A 14829-nucleotide genomic window follows, 5' to 3' on the forward strand; every position below is an offset into this window, starting at 1 on the left:
CTGTCGTACCGTCCGGGTATGACGAACCCTGCCCCGCCGCGCAAGTCGCCGGACCAGCCCTGGCGTACCGAGGGGACCCCCGAGGAGCCGCCGAAGCCGCCGGGCGGGCGGCGGTTGCGGGGTGGCTGGTGGCGGCTGATCTTCACGGCGCTGGTCGTGTACCTGCTGGCGAACATCGTCCTGTCGTACTTCGGCGACGAGAACGAGCCGACGATCTCGTACACGGAGTTCAGCAAGCAGGTCGACGCGGGCAACGTCAGCAAGATCTACGCCAAGGGCGACGCGATCCAGGGGCAGCTCAAGAAGGAGCAGAAGAACCCGGACGGCGGCGAGAAGTACACGAAGTTCAACACCGAGCGCCCGACCTTCGCGGACGACAAGCTGTGGGAGGGGCTGGCGAAGAACAACGTCACCGTGACCGCGGAGCCGGTCGTCCAGCACCGCAGCTTCCTGGTGAACCTGCTGATCTCGTTGGCGCCGATGCTGCTCCTGGTCGTGCTGTGGATCTTCATCGCGCGCCGGATGAGTGCGGGCATGGGCGGTGCGGGCGGCATGCTGGGCCGCAGGTCGGCGCCGAAGCCGGTGGAGCTGGAGGCGGGCCAGAAGCGGACGACGTTCGAGGACGTCGCCGGGATCGATGAGGTCGAGGGTGAGCTGAACGACGTCGTCGACTTCCTGAAGAACCCGGACGCGTACCGCAAGATGGGCGCGAAGATGCCGCGCGGCGTGCTGCTCGCGGGCCCTCCCGGTACCGGCAAGACGCTGCTGGCGCGTGCGGTGGCCGGGGAGGCGGGGGTGCCGTTCTTCTCGGCGTCCGCGTCGGAGTTCATCGAGATGATCGTCGGCGTCGGGGCGTCCCGGGTGCGCGAGCTGTTCGCGGAGGCGCGGAAGGTGGCGCCGTCGATCATCTTCATCGACGAGATCGACACGATCGGCCGCGCGCGGGGCGGCGGTTCGGGCATGGGCGGTCATGACGAGCGTGAGCAGACGCTGAACCAGATCCTGACGGAGATGGACGGTTTCTCGGGTTCGGAGGGCGTGATCGTCATCGCGGCCACGAACCGCGCGGACGTCCTGGACCCGGCGCTGACGCGTCCCGGCCGCTTCGACCGGGTCGTGCAGGTGTCACCCCCCGACCGGGGTGGCCGCAAGGCGATCCTGGAGATCCACACCCGCCAGATCCCGCTGTCCCCGGACGTGGACCTCGCGCAGGTCGCCCGCACGACCCCGGGGATGACCGGCGCGGAACTGGCCAACCTGGCGAACGAGGCCGCTCTCCTGGCCGTGAAGCGCAAGCAGGACCAGGTGACCCAGACCGACCTCTCGGAGGCCCTGGAGAAGGTCCAGCTGGGCGCGGAACGGCCGCTGGTGATGCCGGAGGAGGAGCGGCGCCGTACGGCGTACCACGAGGGCGGTCACGCCCTCCTGGGCATGCTCCAGCCCGGCGCCGACCCCGTCCGCAAGATCACCATCGTCCCGCGCGGGCGCGCGCTGGGCGTCACGCTGTCCACGCCGGACTCCGACAAGTACGCGTACACCGAGGAATACCTCCGGGGCCGGATCATCGGCGCGCTCGGCGGGATGGCGGCCGAGCAGGTCGTGTACGGGGTGATCACGACCGGCGCGGAGAGCGACCTCGAACAGGTCACCAACATCGCGCGCGGGATGGTCGCCCGCTGGGGCATGAGCGAGCGCGTCGGCCGCCTCTCGGCGCTCCCGAACGACGCCCAGTCCGCGTACGGTCTTGCCGCCGCGCCGCAGACCCTCGACGTCATCGACGACGAGATGCGGCGCATCGTCGACGAGTGCTACGAGGAGGCGTGCCGCAAGCTGGTCGAGCACCGGGGCCAACTCGACGCGCTGGCCGAGGCGTTGCTGGAGAGCGAGACGCTGGAGGAGGCGGACGCGTACCGGGTCGCGGGGATCACGCGGTTGATGAAGGACGCGGATTAGGGCACGCGGGCGATCAGGTACCGGAACACGTTCGGCATCCACACCGTGCCGCCCGGCTGTACGTACGGGTGCAGCGCTTCCCGGATCTCCTTGTCCACCTGGTCCTGGCCGCTCGCCTCGACGGCCGCGTCGAACAGCCCGGTCGACAGCAGCCCCCGTACGGCGCTGTCGGCACCGGCGTATCCGAAGGGGCACGCGACCCGTCCGGAGCCGTCGGGTTTGAGGCCCGCTCGGTGGGCGATCTCCTCCAGGTCGTCGCGGTGGGCGGGGCGCCAGCCGCCGTTCAGGGGGTCGGCGAGGCGCAGGACGGCCGAGGTGGCGCAGCGCTCCGGCGGCCCCCACCCGGCGAGGACGACGGGCGCGCCGCGTTCGGCGAGGCGGACGGCGTCGATGTCGAGGAGTGCGGTGGCGTCGAAGGCGGTGATCAGGGTGTACGGCTCGCGGGCCGGGGGCAGCGTGCTGCCGAGGTACGTGTTCCCGCGCGCGTGGGGTGACCAGTGGTCCGGCGTGAGGCGCTCGCGCGCGAGGGCGAGGCGCTGGGGTGAGCGGGGTTCGATCCCGCTGATGGCGGCTCCCCGGGAGGCGGCCATCAGGAGGGCCAGCCCCGATCCGCAGGAGAGGCCGAGGAGCCGGGTGCCGGGGCCGACGTCGAGGCGGTCGTACGCGGCCTCGTAGAGCGGGACGAGCATCCGCTCCTGGATCTCGGACCAGTCACGCGCGCGGGCACCCGGTTCCGGCGGCGGGGCGGTGCCCGCGTGGGAGGTGGGGGTCTGGCGCACGAGCGTAGGTGTCATCGAAAAGCGCCCCAATCCGCCGAGAGTTCTCGAAGTGTGTCGCCGTGTCGATCAGCGTGGGCCCCCGTGCAGTGCTGCGGCACTTTTCCCCGCAGTTGTCAGGTAACTCCCGTACGGGGGTGCCGTCCAGGGGTCGAAGGGCCCGGTTTACGGGGCTGTCGGCGCGGGGGAAAAGAATTCACATCCCGGCAACGTGGGCCCGTAGCATCGCGCCATGGCGAAAGCACCCGTTCTCACGGCGCGGGCCACCGACTTCCCGCGCTGGTACCAGGATCTGATCACCAAGGCCGAGCTGGCCGACAACGGCCCGGTGCGCGGCACCATGGTGATCCGACCGTACGGGTACGGGCTGTGGGAGCGGACGCAGGCGGAGCTGGACGCCCGGATCAAGGCGGTCGGCGCGGAGAACGCGTACTTCCCGCTGCTGATCCCCGAGTCGTACCTCACCCGCGAGGCCGACCATGTCGAGGGCTTCGCGCCGGAGTTGGCGGTCGTCACGCACGGCGGCGGCAAGGAGCTGGAGGAGCCGGCGGTCGTCCGCCCGACCTCGGAGACGATCGTCAACGAGTACTTCTCGAAGTGGGTCCAGAGCTACCGGGATCTGCCGCTGTTGATCAACCAGTGGGCGAACGTGGTCCGTTGGGAGCTGCGCCCCCGGCTCTTCCTGCGCACGACGGAGTTCCTGTGGCAGGAGGGCCACACGGCGCACGCGACGTACGAGGAGGCGCGGGACTTCGCGGCGCGCATCCAGCGGGAGGTGTACGGCGACTTCCTGGAGAACGTCCTCGCGATCGACTTCGTGTCGGGCCGCAAGACGCCCAGGGAGCGTTTCGCTGGGGCGATCAACACGCTCACGCTGGAGAGCATGATGGGCGACGGCAAGGCCCTCCAGATGGTCACCAGCCATGAGCTGGGCCAGAACTTCGCGCGGGCCTTCGACACGCGCTACCTGTCCCGGGAGGGCACCCAGGAGCACGTCTGGCAGACGTCCTGGGGCTCGACGACCCGCCTGCTCGGCGCGCTGGTGATGACGCACGGCGACGACGACGGTCTGCGCGTCCCGCCCCGGCTCGCGCACGTCCAGGTGGTCGTCGTGGCCGTGAAGGACGACGAGGCGGTTCTGGCCAAGGTCCGCGAGGTCGCCGAACGGCTGCGCGCGGCGGGCCTGCGCGTGCGCGTGGACGACCGGACCGACACCCCCTTCGGGCGCCGCGCGGTCGACTGGGAGCTGAAGGGCGTCCCCGCGCGCGTGGAGGTCGGCCCGCGTGACCTGGCGAACGGCACCGCGACCCTCGTCCGGCGCATCCCCGGCACCAAGGAGCCGGTCGCGCTCGACGCGCTCGCCGCGCTGTTGCCCGGGTACCTGGAGGACGACCAGGCGCTCCTGCTCCGCCAGTCCCGTGCGCGCCGGGAGTCCCGTACGGCGGACTGCGCGACCGCCGAGGAGGCGATCGAGGCGGCGAGCGCGGGGAGTTGGGCTCGCGTGCCGTGGTCGGTGCTCGGCGAGGAAGGTGAAGTCAGGCTGGGGGAACGGGGGTTGACCGTACGGTGTCTGCTCGCTCAGGACGGGTCGGTGCCGAGCGACGGGGACGCACCCGGTAACGTCGCCATCGTCGCGCGCGCTTACTGAGGGCGGTGCCCCGGGGGCGCGAGGGCGACCGAAAGGCCTCTTGCGCCCTGGGGGATCACAGCTCCCCCGGCGCGTGGATACGGCGTACGCGCCGGTGCGTATCTGTGACTACGCACCACCTTGCGGTGAGCTGCGAGGCTTCTCCGCAGATCAGCGCACCCGCCCTCGTCTTTGCGCATCAGTGCCAACTGACGGGTACGTGCAAATTATTTGGGATGCCCCGGAATAGGAACACAGCGGCACTCCCGCTCGTTGTCATTACGTGAGCACGACACAGACACCACCTGTTCTCGCCGCAGAGTTGGCAGAGGCGTGGGCCGATATCCAGCGGTACCACCCCGAACTGCCCGACCTTGCCGCGCCAGAGTCCCTGATCGGGGAGTCGTCGTCCGCGTGCGGTCACGAACTCTCCTTCGAGCGACTGCTTCACGAAGCAGTCCATGGCATCGCCGCCGCGCGCGGCGTGCGTGACACGTCCCGCGCGGGGCGGTACCACAACCGCAGATTCCTCTCGATCGCCGAGGAGCTGGGCCTCGACCACCCCGAGGAGCCGCATCCCAGCAGCGGGTTCTCACTGGTGACGCTCAGCCCCGAGGCGAAGCGGCGCTACCGGCCCACCATCGAGCGCCTCCAGCGGGCGCTCAAGGCCCACACGGCGGCGACGACCGCGGAGACGACGCGCGCGTTCCGCGGGCCCGCCGCCCGGCACGGCTCCTCCGGGGGCGGTGTGCGGGTCAAGGCCGTGTGCGACTGCGGGCGCAACGTCCGGGTCGTCCCGTCGGTCCTCGCGCAGGCGCCGATCGTCTGCGGGGGGTGCGGGAAGCCGTTCCGCATCCCTGAGATCTCAGAGATCGTCGGGGCGGCGTAGCGGCCACCGTATGCACCGGCATCTCGTGGCTGCCGGTTCGGCCGTAGCGACTGCCATGCGCACCCCCGTGCGCATGGCAGTCCACCCGCGACGGAAGCTCCCCCCACCCTGTGGCACAATGGCTAGCTGTACTCGCAGTCGCACAGGACCCCTCTCTCCTCCGGCTGACGCGTCCATCGGGCACTCGGGTACCGCAACCCCACGCGGCTCGCTCGCCGTGCCCAACCACGTCAAAATCAGGAGAGTCCACTTCCGTGGCAGTCAAGATCAAGCTGAAGCGTCTGGGCAAGATCCGTTCGCCTCACTACCGCATCGTCGTCGCCGACTCCCGCACCCGCCGTGACGGCCGTGCGATCGAGGAGATCGGCAAGTACCACCCGACCTACCACCCGTCGGTCATCGAGGTGGACGCTGAGCGTGCCGCGTACTGGCTGGGTGTCGGCGCGCAGCCGACCGAGCCCGTCCTCGCGATCCTGAAGAAGACCGGCGACTGGCAGAAGTTCAAGGGCGAGCCCGCCCCGGCTCCGCTGCTCGTCGCCGAGCCGAAGAAGGCGCGTCCCACGTTCGAGGCCCTTGGCGGCGACGACGAGGGCAAGGGTGAGGCGATCACCCAGAAGAAGAAGGCCGAGAAGAAGGACGAGGCGTCTGCCGAGTCCGAGTCGGCCGAGGCCTGAGCAGCATGCTCGAAGAGGCGCTTGAGCACCTCGTGAAGGGCATCGTCGACAACCCCGACGACGTGCAGGTCGCCTCGCGCAACCTGCGTCGCGGGCGCGTGCTGGAGGTCCGGGTCCACCCGGACGACCTCGGCAAGGTGATCGGCCGCAACGGCCGCACCGCGCGCGCTCTGCGTACGGTCGTGGGCGCCATCGGCGGTCGTGGAGTCCGGGTCGACCTCGTCGACGTGGACCACGTGCGCTGACTTAACCGCACGCAACACCGGCTCGGGCCGGGGAGGGCCTTTTCGGGGGCTGTCCCCGGCCCGCAGTCGTATCGGCCCAGTCGTATCGGCCCACGCACGGGCCCGTCGTATCGGTCAGTTCCGACAGGAGATCAAGCAAGTGCAGCTGGTAGTCGCTCGCGTCGGCCGTGCCCACGGCATCAAGGGCGAGGTCACCGTGGAGGTCCGCACCGACGAGCCGGAGCTGAGGCTCGCTCCCGGCGCCGTCCTGGCCACCGACCCGGCCGCCACAGGACCCCTGACCATCGCCACCGGCCGCGTCCACAGCGGCCGGCTCCTCCTGCGCTTCGAGGGCGTCGCCGACCGCACCGGCGCCGAGGCCCTGCGCAACACCCTCCTGATCGCCGACGTCGACCCTCAGGAGCTGCCCGAGGAGGAGGACGAGTACTACGACCACCAGCTCATGGACCTGGACGTCGTGACCGTCGACGGCACCGAGGTCGGCCGCATCACCGAGATCTCCCACCTGCCCTCCCAGGACCTCTTCATCGTCGAGCGCCCCGACGGCAGCGAGGTGATGATCCCGTTCGTCTCCGAGATCGTCACGGAGATCGACCTGGAGGAACAGCGCGCGGTCATCAATCCGCCGCCGGGTCTGATCGACGACCAGGCGGCCCGCGACGAAGTCGCTGATGAGCACAGTGCGTCGGCAAGGGACGAGGCGTAATGCGGCTCGATGTCGTCACGATCTTCCCCGAGTACCTCGACCCCCTGAACGTCTCCCTCGTCGGCAAGGCCCGCGCGCGCGGACAGCTCGACGTCCGGATCCACCACCTCCGCGACTGGACCCACGACCGCCACAACACGGTCGACGACACCCCCTACGGCGGCGGCCCCGGCATGGTCATGAAGACCGAGCCCTGGGGCGACGCCCTGGACGAGATCCTCGCCGACGGGTACGACACCGGCGCCCGCGCCCCCGCGCTGATCGTCCCCACGCCCAGCGGACGCCCCTTCACGCAGGAACTCGCCGTCGAACTCTCCGAGCGGCCCTGGCTGGTGTTCACCCCGGCCCGGTACGAGGGCATCGACCGCCGGGTCATCGACGAGTACGCGACCCGGATGCCGGTGTACGAGGTGTCCATCGGCGACTACGTCCTCGCCGGCGGCGAGGCGGCCGTCCTCGTCATCACCGAGGCCGTCGCGCGGCTGCTGCCCGGCGTGCTCGGGAACGCCGAGTCGCACCGGGACGACTCCTTCGCGCCCGGCGCGATGGCGAACCTCCTCGAAGGGCCCGTCTACACCAAGCCGCCCGCCTGGCGCGGCCGGGAGATCCCCGAGACGCTGCTCAGCGGCCACCACGGGAAGATCGCCCGCTGGCGGCGCGACGAGGCGCTCACGCGGACCACCGTCAACCGGCCCGACCTGATCGAGCGGGCCGACCCCGAGGGCTTCGACAAGAAGGACCGGGAGATGCTCTCGATCCTGGGCTGGGCGCCCGACCCGGCGGGTGCGCCGTACGGCCGATTTTGGCGTCGTGTGGTTGACGTGGAAGAATAGGCCGCTGCTGCCTCGCCGTCCGGCGTTCGCCCCTGCCACAGGGGGACACGACGTCCGCTCCGACGGGAACGGCAGCCCTTCAGAACTTCTAGTTTCCGCCTATGACCTGTGGCATGGGTGAAGAAAGCAGACAACATGTCCCACCTGCTCGACACCGTCGACTCCGCGTCGCTGCGCAGCGACGTCCCGGCCTTCCGCCCGGGTGACACCGTCAACGTCCACGTCCGCGTCATCGAGGGCAACCGCTCCCGTGTGCAGCAGTTCAAGGGCGTCGTCATCCGCCGCCAGGGCGCCGGTGTCCGCGAGACCTTCACGGTCCGCAAGGTCTCCTTCTCCGTCGGCGTGGAGCGTACCTTCCCGGTGCACACCCCGATCGTCGAGAAGATCGAGCTCGTGACCCGCGGTGACGTGCGTCGCGCGAAGCTGTACTACCTGCGCGAGCTCCGCGGCAAGGCCGCGAAGATCAAGGAGAAGCGCGACAACTGAGGTGCTCACAGCGGGGCCGGATAACATCTGGCCCCGATGGACACCGAAGTACGATCAACCGAACGCGACCGCTCACCAGGTCCCGCCGATCAGGCGCAGGACCCGGAGGGCCGGTCGCGTTTCGCATGGCTGCCGGGGGGCCGGATCAGCCTGACTCTCCTCCTCTGCCTGGTCTTCTCCCTCCTCCTCAGCGCGTTCGTGGCCAAGCCCTTCCAGATTCCCAGCGGATCCATGGAGAACGGATTGAGGATCGGGGACCGGGTTCTCGTAAATAGGTTGGCGTACCGTTTCGGTGCCGAACCGCGTCGCGGCGACGTCATCGTGTTCGACGGCACCGGGTACTTCGGGAACTCCGACTACGTCAAGCGCGTAGTGGGGGTAGGCGGTGACCGTGTGGTCTGCTGCGACAAGGAGGGGAGGATCCAGGTGAACGGCCGGTCCGTCGACGAGTCGGCGTTCCTCTTCCCGGGCGACAGCGCGTCCTCGGTGCCTTTCGTCGTGGTCGTGCCCCAGGGCACGCTCTTCGTCCTCGGCGACCACCGCAGCCGCTCCAGCGACTCCCGCGACCACCTCGGCTCGCCGGGCGGCGGAATGATCCCCGTCGGCGCCGTCGTCGGGCGCGCCCAGTACGTCGTCTGGCCCTGGAGCCGGATCGGGCGGGTGCGGGGCGAGGAGGGCGCCTACGCGGGCGTGCCGGAGGGTGCGCATGGGTAACCGCGGCAGACCGCGCAGGGTGCCGGAGAGCGCGGCCGAGGAACTCCTGCCCACCGGGTCGCGGCGGACGTCCGCCGCGACGTCCGGCGGGGGCGGGCGCTCCCGCGCGGACCGGCGCAAGCTCCAGCGCAAGGTCAAGCGCAAGCGGCGGCGCTCGGCGATGCGGGAGATACCGCTGCTGGTCGGGGTCGCCGTCCTGATCGCGCTGGTGCTGAAGACGTTCCTGGTGCAGGCGTTCGTCATCCCGTCCGGGTCCATGGAGCAGACCATCCAGATCGGGGACCGGGTCCTCGTGGACAAGTTCACGCCCTGGTTCGGGTCGAAGCCCGAGCGCGGGGACGTCGTCGTCTTCAAGGACCCCGGCGGGTGGCTCGCGGACGAGCAGTCGACGGCCAAGAAGAGCGACCCGATCGTCGTCAAGCAGTTCAAGGAGGCGCTGACCTTCATCGGGCTGCTGCCGTCCGACAACGAGAAGGACCTGATCAAGCGGGTCGTCGGGGTCGGCGGTGACGTCGTCAAGTGCTGCGACGCGAACGGCAAGGTCACCGTCAACGGCGTACCCCTCGAAGAGACGTCGTACCTGTATCCGGGGAACGAACCCTCCCAGACCCCCTTCCAGGTCACCGTCCCCCAGGGGCGGCTGTGGGTGATGGGGGACCACCGCGCGAACTCCGCGGACTCCCGCTCGCACCAGAACACGTCGTACGGCGGGACGGTCGCCGAGGACGAGGTCGTCGGCCGGGCCATGGTCATCGCCTGGCCGGTCGGTCACTGGACGAGCTTCAAGGATCCGCAAACCTTTGCTTCTGTGGCGAAGTCCGCGTCACAGAAGTCCGCCGCCTCCTCGCCGTCGCATAGGGTTGCCCAGGACGATCCGAACGGAACCGTCCGACTCCCGAGCCCTGCGGAACTCCCGCTCGTTATGGGAGTAGTGGGCCTGCGCCGTAGGTGGGGCAGGCAGCGGCACAGAGTGAGGAGCAGGCGTGGGGGATGTGGCGGTTGGCGCACGGTCCGGACAGGACGGCGAGGATCACCGCGGACGTTCCGTGGAAGACGCCGTCCCGGGGACGGACGACGCCGTGACCTCCGGGAGTGAGCCGGTGGCGGACGGCCCCGGAGACGGGCAGCCACCCGAGGACACGGGCTCGTCCGGGGACGGTTCGGCGCCCAAGGCGAAGAAGCCGCGCTCCTTCTGGAAGGAGCTGCCGATCCTCATCGGGATCGCGCTCGTCCTCGCGCTGCTGATCAAGACGTTCCTGGTGCAGGCGTTCTCGATCCCCTCCGACTCGATGCAGAACACCCTCCAGCAGGGTGACCGGGTGCTCGTCGACAAGCTCACGCCGTGGTTCGGGTCCGAGCCCGATCGCGGTGAGGTCGTCGTCTTCCACGACCCGGCCGACTGGCTCGCCGGCGAGCCGACCGCCGACCCGAACGCGATCCAGACGTTCCTGAGCTGGATCGGCCTCATGCCGTCCGCGCAGGAGAAGGACCTGATCAAGCGGGTCATCGGAGTCGGCGGCGACACGATCGAGTGCAAGGGGACCGGGCCGCTCAAGGTCAACGGCAAGGCGCTCAACGAGCCGTACGTGTACCCCGGGAACACGCCCTGCTCCATGGACGACCAGGGCGGGCAGTTCACCGTCAAGGTGCCCAAGGGCATGATCTGGGTCATGGGCGATCACCGGCAGAACTCCCGGGACTCCCGCTACAACCAGTCCGACAAGAACCACGGCATGGTTCCGGTCGACGAGGTCGTGGGGCGCGCGATCGTGAAGGCGTGGCCCATCAACCGCTGGGGCACGCTGCCGGTTCCCGACACGTTCGACCAGTCCGGGCTGAACAACCAGTCGTCGGCCGCGCTGAGCGTGGCTCCGCAGGGGGTCGCGCTGGTGGGGATGGTGCCGGTGGTGCTGTGGCGGCGGCGGAAGTATGTGGGGGCGGCTGGGGAACGGGGCTGAGGCTTCTTCCAGGCCAGGGTTTTTCGGGGCCCGTCGGGACGCACTGGGTGCGTTCTGGCGGGCCCTGTGGTGTGAAGGGCTGACCTTGTTCGGTACCGCCCGGTAGGGTGCCGGGTCATGGGTGGTGAGAGTGTGACGCGTACGGCTCCGCGCGGCGGGCAGGGTGGCGGGCAGGCTTCTTCGGCGGGGGCTCCTGCGGGCGGGCGGCTCGGGAACAGGCTGTCCGGGGTGGCGGTCGCCCTCGGGATCGTCATGTTCCTGGGAGGGTTCGCCTGGGCTGCCCTCGTCTATCGGCCGTACACCGTGCCGACGAACTCCATGTCGCCCACGATCCAGGCCGGTGACCGGGTGCTCGCCGAGCAGATCGGCGGGGACGAGGTGCGGCGGGGCGACGTCGTCGTCTTCAACGACAAGACGTGGGTCGAGAACGCGGCCGTCGTCAAGCGGGTCGTCGCGGTCGGCGGGGACACGGTCGCCTGCTGCACCGGCGGGAAGCTGACGGTCAACGGCAAGCAGATCACCGAGCCGTATCTGGCGGACGGGGTCGCGGAGGTCACCGGGTTCCCGACGATCACCGTCCCGGAGGGGCGGCTGTTCCTTCTCGGTGACGAGCGGCAGGGGTCGCTGGACTCGACCGCGCACCTCACGGATGCGGCGCAGGGGACGGTGGCTCGTACCGCCGTGAAGGCGCGGGTGGATGCCGTGGTGTGGCCGATGAACGGGATGCTGAAGAAACCGGCCGGGTTCGAGGTGCTGGGGGCGTTGTCGCAGCCGGGGCCGGTTCGGATGATCGTGGGGTTGATCGTCGTGGGTGGGGTGTTGGTGCTGGGCGGGGGTGCGTACGGGCCTGTCGCGGGGTTCGTGGGGCGGGTGCGGCGGCGGGGGGCGGCTCGGGCGGCGGCCGGTGCGGCTTGAGGGGGCTGGGGTGGGTGGCGTGAACGGCGGGGCCGAGGGTGCTAGTGGGGCGGCCGGTGCTGCCGAGGCCCTTGCCCTGGCTTCGGGGCCGCTGCGGAAAGTCGCTCGCGTTGTGCTGCTCGATCCTGCGGACCGGGTTCTGCTCCTGCACGGGCATGAGCCCGACGATCCCGGGAACGACTGGTGGTTCACCCCCGGCGGAGGCGTCGAGGACGGGGAGACGCGGGAGGACGCCGCCCTGCGGGAACTCGTCGAGGAGACCGGGATCAGGGACGTGCGGCTCGGGCCCGTACTGTGGCGGCGCGTGTGTTCGTTCCCCTTCGCGGGGCGGCGGTGGGACCAGGACGAGTGGTACTACCTCGCGCGTACGACGACGACCGTGACCCGCCCCACGGCCCTCACCGAGCTGGAGCGGCGCAGCGTCGCCGGTGCACGGTGGTGGACCTGTCGGGAACTGGGCCGGTCGCATGAGACGGTGTATCCGACCAGACTTGCCGAGCTGCTGCGCCGGCTGCTCGACGAAGGGCCCCCGCCCAGGCCCGTGACCCTTGACACGGAAATCGTCTAGGGGCGCGCGGGACTGGCGCACAATGGTGGGACCGCACGGCTGAAGGGGAACATGCCATGAGCGCCGAGGACCTCGAAAAGTACGAGACCGAGATGGAGCTGAAGCTCTATCGGGAGTACCGCGATGTCGTCGGGTTGTTCAAGTATGTGATCGAGACGGAGCGGCGGTTCTATCTCACCAACGACTACGAGATGCAGGTGCACTCGGTCCAGGGTGAGGTGTTCTTCGAGGTGTCCATGGCGGATGCCTGGGTCTGGGACATGTACCGGCCGGCTCGGTTCGTGAAGCAGGTCCGGGTGCTGACGTTCAAGGACGTGAACATCGAGGAGCTGAACAAGAGCGATCTGGAGTTGCCGGGGAACTGAGTGCGTCACCTGTACGGGTGACGGAGTTTTCCACAGGTCCCGGTCTGTCCACCAAGATCCTTCCGGGTTCGCCGGGTGCGTGATCGTCGGTGCCGGAGGTGGTGCCGACATGAACACGGATCTGGCACGCAAGGCAATCGGAGAGTACGGCGAGGAGCTGGCCGCGCGGCGGCTGGCCGACGCCGGGATGACGGTTCTGGAGCGCAACTGGCGCTCCGGCCGGGCCGGTGAGATCGACATCGTGGCGCGGGACGGGGACGTCCTGGTCGTCTGCGAGGTGAAGACACGGCGGGACGGGCCCTTCCAGCACCCCCTCGCCGGTGTCACCCCCCAGAAGGCGGACCGCCTGCGGGGCCTCGCCGAACACTGGCTCCACACGCATGGCGGCGCGCCGCCCGGGGGCGTCCGCATCGACGTCGTCGCCGTGCTCCTGCCCCGGCGCGGGGCCGCCGTCATCGAGCACGTGCGGGGGGTGGCCTGAGATGGGGTTCGCACGCACGTGTTCCGTGGCCCTGGTGGGGGTCGAGGGGGTCGTCGTCGAGGTCCAGGCGGATCTGGAGCCGGGGGTGGCGGCGTTCACGCTGGTGGGGCTGCCGGACAAGAGCCTGACGGAGAGCCGGGACCGGGTACGGGCGGCTGTGGTCAACTCGGGTGACGAGTGGCCGCAGAAGAAGCTCACGGTCGGGCTCAGCCCGGCGTCGGTGCCCAAGGCGGGCTCCGGCTTCGACCTCGCCGTCGCCTGCGCGGTGCTCGGCGCGGCGGAGCGGATCGACCCGAGGGTGCTGGCCGACATCGTGATGATCGGCGAGCTGGGGCTGGACGGACGGGTGCGTCCCGTGCGGGGCATCCTGCCCGCCGTGCTGGCCGCCGCCGAGGCGGGGTACCAGCAGGTCGTCGTCCCGGAGTGCGCGGCGGCGGAGGCGTCGCTGGTCCCCGGGGTGTCCGTGCTCGGGGTGCGCAGCCTGCGGCAGCTCGTCGCCGTCCTCGCGGACGAGCCGGTGCCCGAGGAGGCGCCGGACGAGGCGGGGCGGCCCGATCCGCTGCTGGCGGGCCTGCGGGTGCCCGGGACGGGCGCGGCCACCGGCATGGGCGCGGCCCAGTACGACCAGGGACACGACCTCGCCGACGTCGTGGGCCAGCGCTCGGCCCGTACGGCGGTGGAGGTCTCGGCGGCCGGTGGCCACCACCTGTTCCTGGAGGGGCCGCCAGGTGCCGGCAAGACCATGCTGGCGGAGCGGCTGCCGGCCGTGCTGCCCCCGCTCGGGCGGGAGGATTCCCTGGAGGTCACGGCCGTCCACTCGGTGGCCGGTCTGCTGCCGCCGGGCAAGCCGCTCGTCGACGTGGCCCCGTACTGCGCCCCGCACCACTCGGCCACGATGCAGGCGCTCGTCGGAGGCGGCCCCGGCATCGCCCGGCCCGGAGCGGTGTCCCTGGCTCATCGGGGCATTCTCTTTCTCGACGAGGCCCCGGAGTTCAACAGCACCGCGCTCGACGCCCTCCGCCAGCCCCTGGAGGCGGGGCACGTGGTGATCGCCCGCAGCGCGGGCGTGGTGCGGTTCCCGGCGCGCTTCCTCATGGTGCTGGCGGCGAACCCGTGCCCCTGCGGGAGGTTCTCGCAGCGGGACACGCTGTGCGAGTGCCCGCCCTCCGTGATCCGCCGCTACCAGGCACGGCTCTCCGGGCCGCTCCTCGACCGGGTCGACCTGAGGGTCGAGGTGGACCCCGTCAGCCGCGCCGAACTGACGCACCGGGGACCCGGCGGGGAGTCCACGGCGACGGTCGCCGCCCGGGTGCTGGCCGCCCGGGAGCGCTCGGCGGCCCGGCTGGTCGGCACGCCCTGGCGGACCAACAGCGAGGTACCCGGCCGGGAGCTGCGCAGCCGCTGGCACGCGGTGCCCGGAGCGATGGACGAGGCCGAGCGGGGCCTCGAACGCGGTGTGCTCACCGCCCGGGGCGTCGACCGCGTCCTGCGGGTCGCCTGGACGGTCGCCGACCTCGTCGGCCACGACCGCCCCGACGCGACCGATGTCGCCCTGGCGCTGCAACTGCGGACCGGGGTGCCGCGCGGGGTGCCGATGGCGATCGGCGTGCTGACCTGAACCAGGCGGTCGGGCCGCGTA

17 protein-coding genes are annotated in these 14829 nt (G+C 70.6%); 16 read left to right on the top strand and 1 reads right to left on the bottom strand.

The genetic code is table 11. The features are described 5' to 3' along the window. The first annotated feature begins 18 nt into the window (after positions 1-18). Positions 19-1953: an ATP-dependent zinc metalloprotease FtsH gene (ftsH, locus tag J8M50_RS34565; RefSeq protein WP_010353857.1), complete on the top strand. Its 1935-nt coding sequence runs from the start codon at positions 19-21 to the stop codon at positions 1951-1953. Here ftsH and J8M50_RS34570 read toward each other — a convergent pair. Next, positions 1950-2747, bottom strand: a complete 798-nt coding sequence (locus J8M50_RS34570) for a class I SAM-dependent methyltransferase (protein WP_029183879.1) — start codon at positions 2745-2747, stop codon at positions 1950-1952. The genes ftsH and J8M50_RS34570 overlap by 4 nt on opposite strands. A 214-nt stretch (positions 2748-2961) precedes the next feature. Between J8M50_RS34570 and proS the strand changes: the two genes are divergently transcribed. From proS to J8M50_RS34645, 15 genes are all read left to right on the top strand, one after another. After that, the gene (proS, locus tag J8M50_RS34575; protein ID WP_010353855.1) at positions 2962-4377 is read left to right on the top strand and encodes a proline--tRNA ligase; all 1416 of its coding nucleotides are present in this window, start codon (positions 2962-2964) and stop codon (positions 4375-4377) included. A 262-nt stretch (positions 4378-4639) separates the two neighbouring features. Next, positions 4640-5245: a hypothetical protein gene (locus J8M50_RS34580; protein ID WP_029183878.1), complete on the top strand. Its 606-nt coding sequence runs from the start codon at positions 4640-4642 to the stop codon at positions 5243-5245. A gap of 254 nt (positions 5246-5499) precedes the next feature. Continuing rightward, positions 5500-5919, top strand: coding sequence for a 30S ribosomal protein S16 (gene rpsP / locus J8M50_RS34585; RefSeq protein ID WP_010353852.1), 420 nt, complete (start codon positions 5500-5502; stop codon positions 5917-5919). A gap of 5 nt (positions 5920-5924) precedes the next feature. Continuing rightward, on the top strand, positions 5925-6164 hold the full coding sequence (locus tag J8M50_RS34590) for an RNA-binding protein (protein ID WP_003973401.1): 240 nt from the start codon (positions 5925-5927) through the stop codon (positions 6162-6164). A gap of 139 nt (positions 6165-6303) precedes the next feature. Then, positions 6304-6870, top strand: coding sequence for a ribosome maturation factor RimM (gene rimM, locus J8M50_RS34595; RefSeq protein ID WP_010353849.1), 567 nt, complete (start codon positions 6304-6306; stop codon positions 6868-6870). Then, complete coding sequence (trmD, locus tag J8M50_RS34600) at positions 6870-7703, top strand: tRNA (guanosine(37)-N1)-methyltransferase TrmD (RefSeq protein ID WP_010353848.1); 834 nt, start codon at positions 6870-6872, stop codon at positions 7701-7703. The genes rimM and trmD overlap by 1 nt, the downstream gene beginning before the upstream one ends. 135 nt (positions 7704-7838) lie before the next feature. Next, entirely contained in the window at positions 7839-8189 is a 351-nt protein-coding gene (rplS, locus tag J8M50_RS34605) for a 50S ribosomal protein L19 (protein ID WP_010353847.1), read from the top strand. A gap of 36 nt (positions 8190-8225) precedes the next feature. Beyond that, the gene (gene lepB / locus J8M50_RS34610; RefSeq protein WP_010353846.1) at positions 8226-8903 is read left to right on the top strand and encodes a signal peptidase I; all 678 of its coding nucleotides are present in this window, start codon (positions 8226-8228) and stop codon (positions 8901-8903) included. Further along, on the top strand, positions 8896-9999 hold the full coding sequence (lepB, locus tag J8M50_RS34615) for a signal peptidase I (RefSeq protein WP_029183877.1): 1104 nt from the start codon (positions 8896-8898) through the stop codon (positions 9997-9999). Before lepB (J8M50_RS34610) ends, lepB (J8M50_RS34615) begins: the two co-directional genes overlap by 8 nt. Next, complete coding sequence (lepB, locus tag J8M50_RS34620; protein WP_075661112.1) at positions 9887-10861, top strand: signal peptidase I; 975 nt, start codon at positions 9887-9889, stop codon at positions 10859-10861. Before lepB (J8M50_RS34615) ends, lepB (J8M50_RS34620) begins: the two co-directional genes overlap by 113 nt. Before the next feature lie 117 nt (positions 10862-10978). After that, positions 10979-11776, top strand: coding sequence for a signal peptidase I (gene lepB / locus J8M50_RS34625; protein ID WP_029183876.1), 798 nt, complete (start codon positions 10979-10981; stop codon positions 11774-11776). A gap of 76 nt (positions 11777-11852) precedes the next feature. Beyond that, positions 11853-12344, top strand: coding sequence for an NUDIX hydrolase (locus J8M50_RS34630; protein ID WP_029183875.1), 492 nt, complete (start codon positions 11853-11855; stop codon positions 12342-12344). Between the two features lie 56 nt (positions 12345-12400). Continuing rightward, positions 12401-12709, top strand: a complete 309-nt coding sequence (locus J8M50_RS34635; RefSeq protein WP_010353840.1) for a DUF2469 domain-containing protein — start codon at positions 12401-12403, stop codon at positions 12707-12709. Between the two features lie 79 nt (positions 12710-12788). Further along, positions 12789-13190: a YraN family protein gene (locus J8M50_RS34640; protein ID WP_075661110.1), complete on the top strand. Its 402-nt coding sequence runs from the start codon at positions 12789-12791 to the stop codon at positions 13188-13190. A gap of 1 nt (position 13191) precedes the next feature. After that, a complete protein-coding gene (locus J8M50_RS34645) occupies positions 13192-14808 on the top strand; it encodes a YifB family Mg chelatase-like AAA ATPase (protein WP_010353838.1) in 1617 nt (538 codons plus the stop codon). Positions 14809-14829 lie beyond the last annotated feature (21 nt).

This window comes from Streptomyces acidiscabies, from assembly GCF_020010905.1.
GTDB classification, from domain to species: Bacteria; Actinomycetota; Actinomycetes; order Streptomycetales; family Streptomycetaceae; genus Streptomyces; species Streptomyces acidiscabies.

Bases quoted from the DNA above. Each gene is read 5' to 3' on its own strand.
- J8M50_RS34590 (WP_003973401.1), top strand. From the start codon at position 5,925: ATGCTCGAAGAGGCGCTTGAGCACCTCGTGAAGGGCATCGTCGACAAC.
- lepB (WP_029183876.1), top strand. From the start codon at position 10,979: ATGGGTGGTGAGAGTGTGACGCGTACGGCTCCGCGCGGCGGGCAGGGT.
- lepB (WP_029183877.1), top strand. From the start codon at position 8,896: ATGGGTAACCGCGGCAGACCGCGCAGGGTGCCGGAGAGCGCGGCCGAG.
- J8M50_RS34645 (WP_010353838.1), top strand. From the start codon at position 13,192: ATGGGGTTCGCACGCACGTGTTCCGTGGCCCTGGTGGGGGTCGAGGGG.
- J8M50_RS34635 (WP_010353840.1), top strand. From the start codon at position 12,401: ATGAGCGCCGAGGACCTCGAAAAGTACGAGACCGAGATGGAGCTGAAG.
- proS (WP_010353855.1), top strand. From the start codon at position 2,962: ATGGCGAAAGCACCCGTTCTCACGGCGCGGGCCACCGACTTCCCGCGC.
- ftsH (WP_010353857.1), top strand. From the start codon at position 19: ATGACGAACCCTGCCCCGCCGCGCAAGTCGCCGGACCAGCCCTGGCGT.
- J8M50_RS34570 (WP_029183879.1), bottom strand. From the start codon at position 2,747: ATGACACCTACGCTCGTGCGCCAGACCCCCACCTCCCACGCGGGCACC.
- trmD (WP_010353848.1), top strand. From the start codon at position 6,870: ATGCGGCTCGATGTCGTCACGATCTTCCCCGAGTACCTCGACCCCCTG.
- lepB (WP_010353846.1), top strand. From the start codon at position 8,226: ATGGACACCGAAGTACGATCAACCGAACGCGACCGCTCACCAGGTCCC.
- rplS (WP_010353847.1), top strand. From the start codon at position 7,839: ATGTCCCACCTGCTCGACACCGTCGACTCCGCGTCGCTGCGCAGCGAC.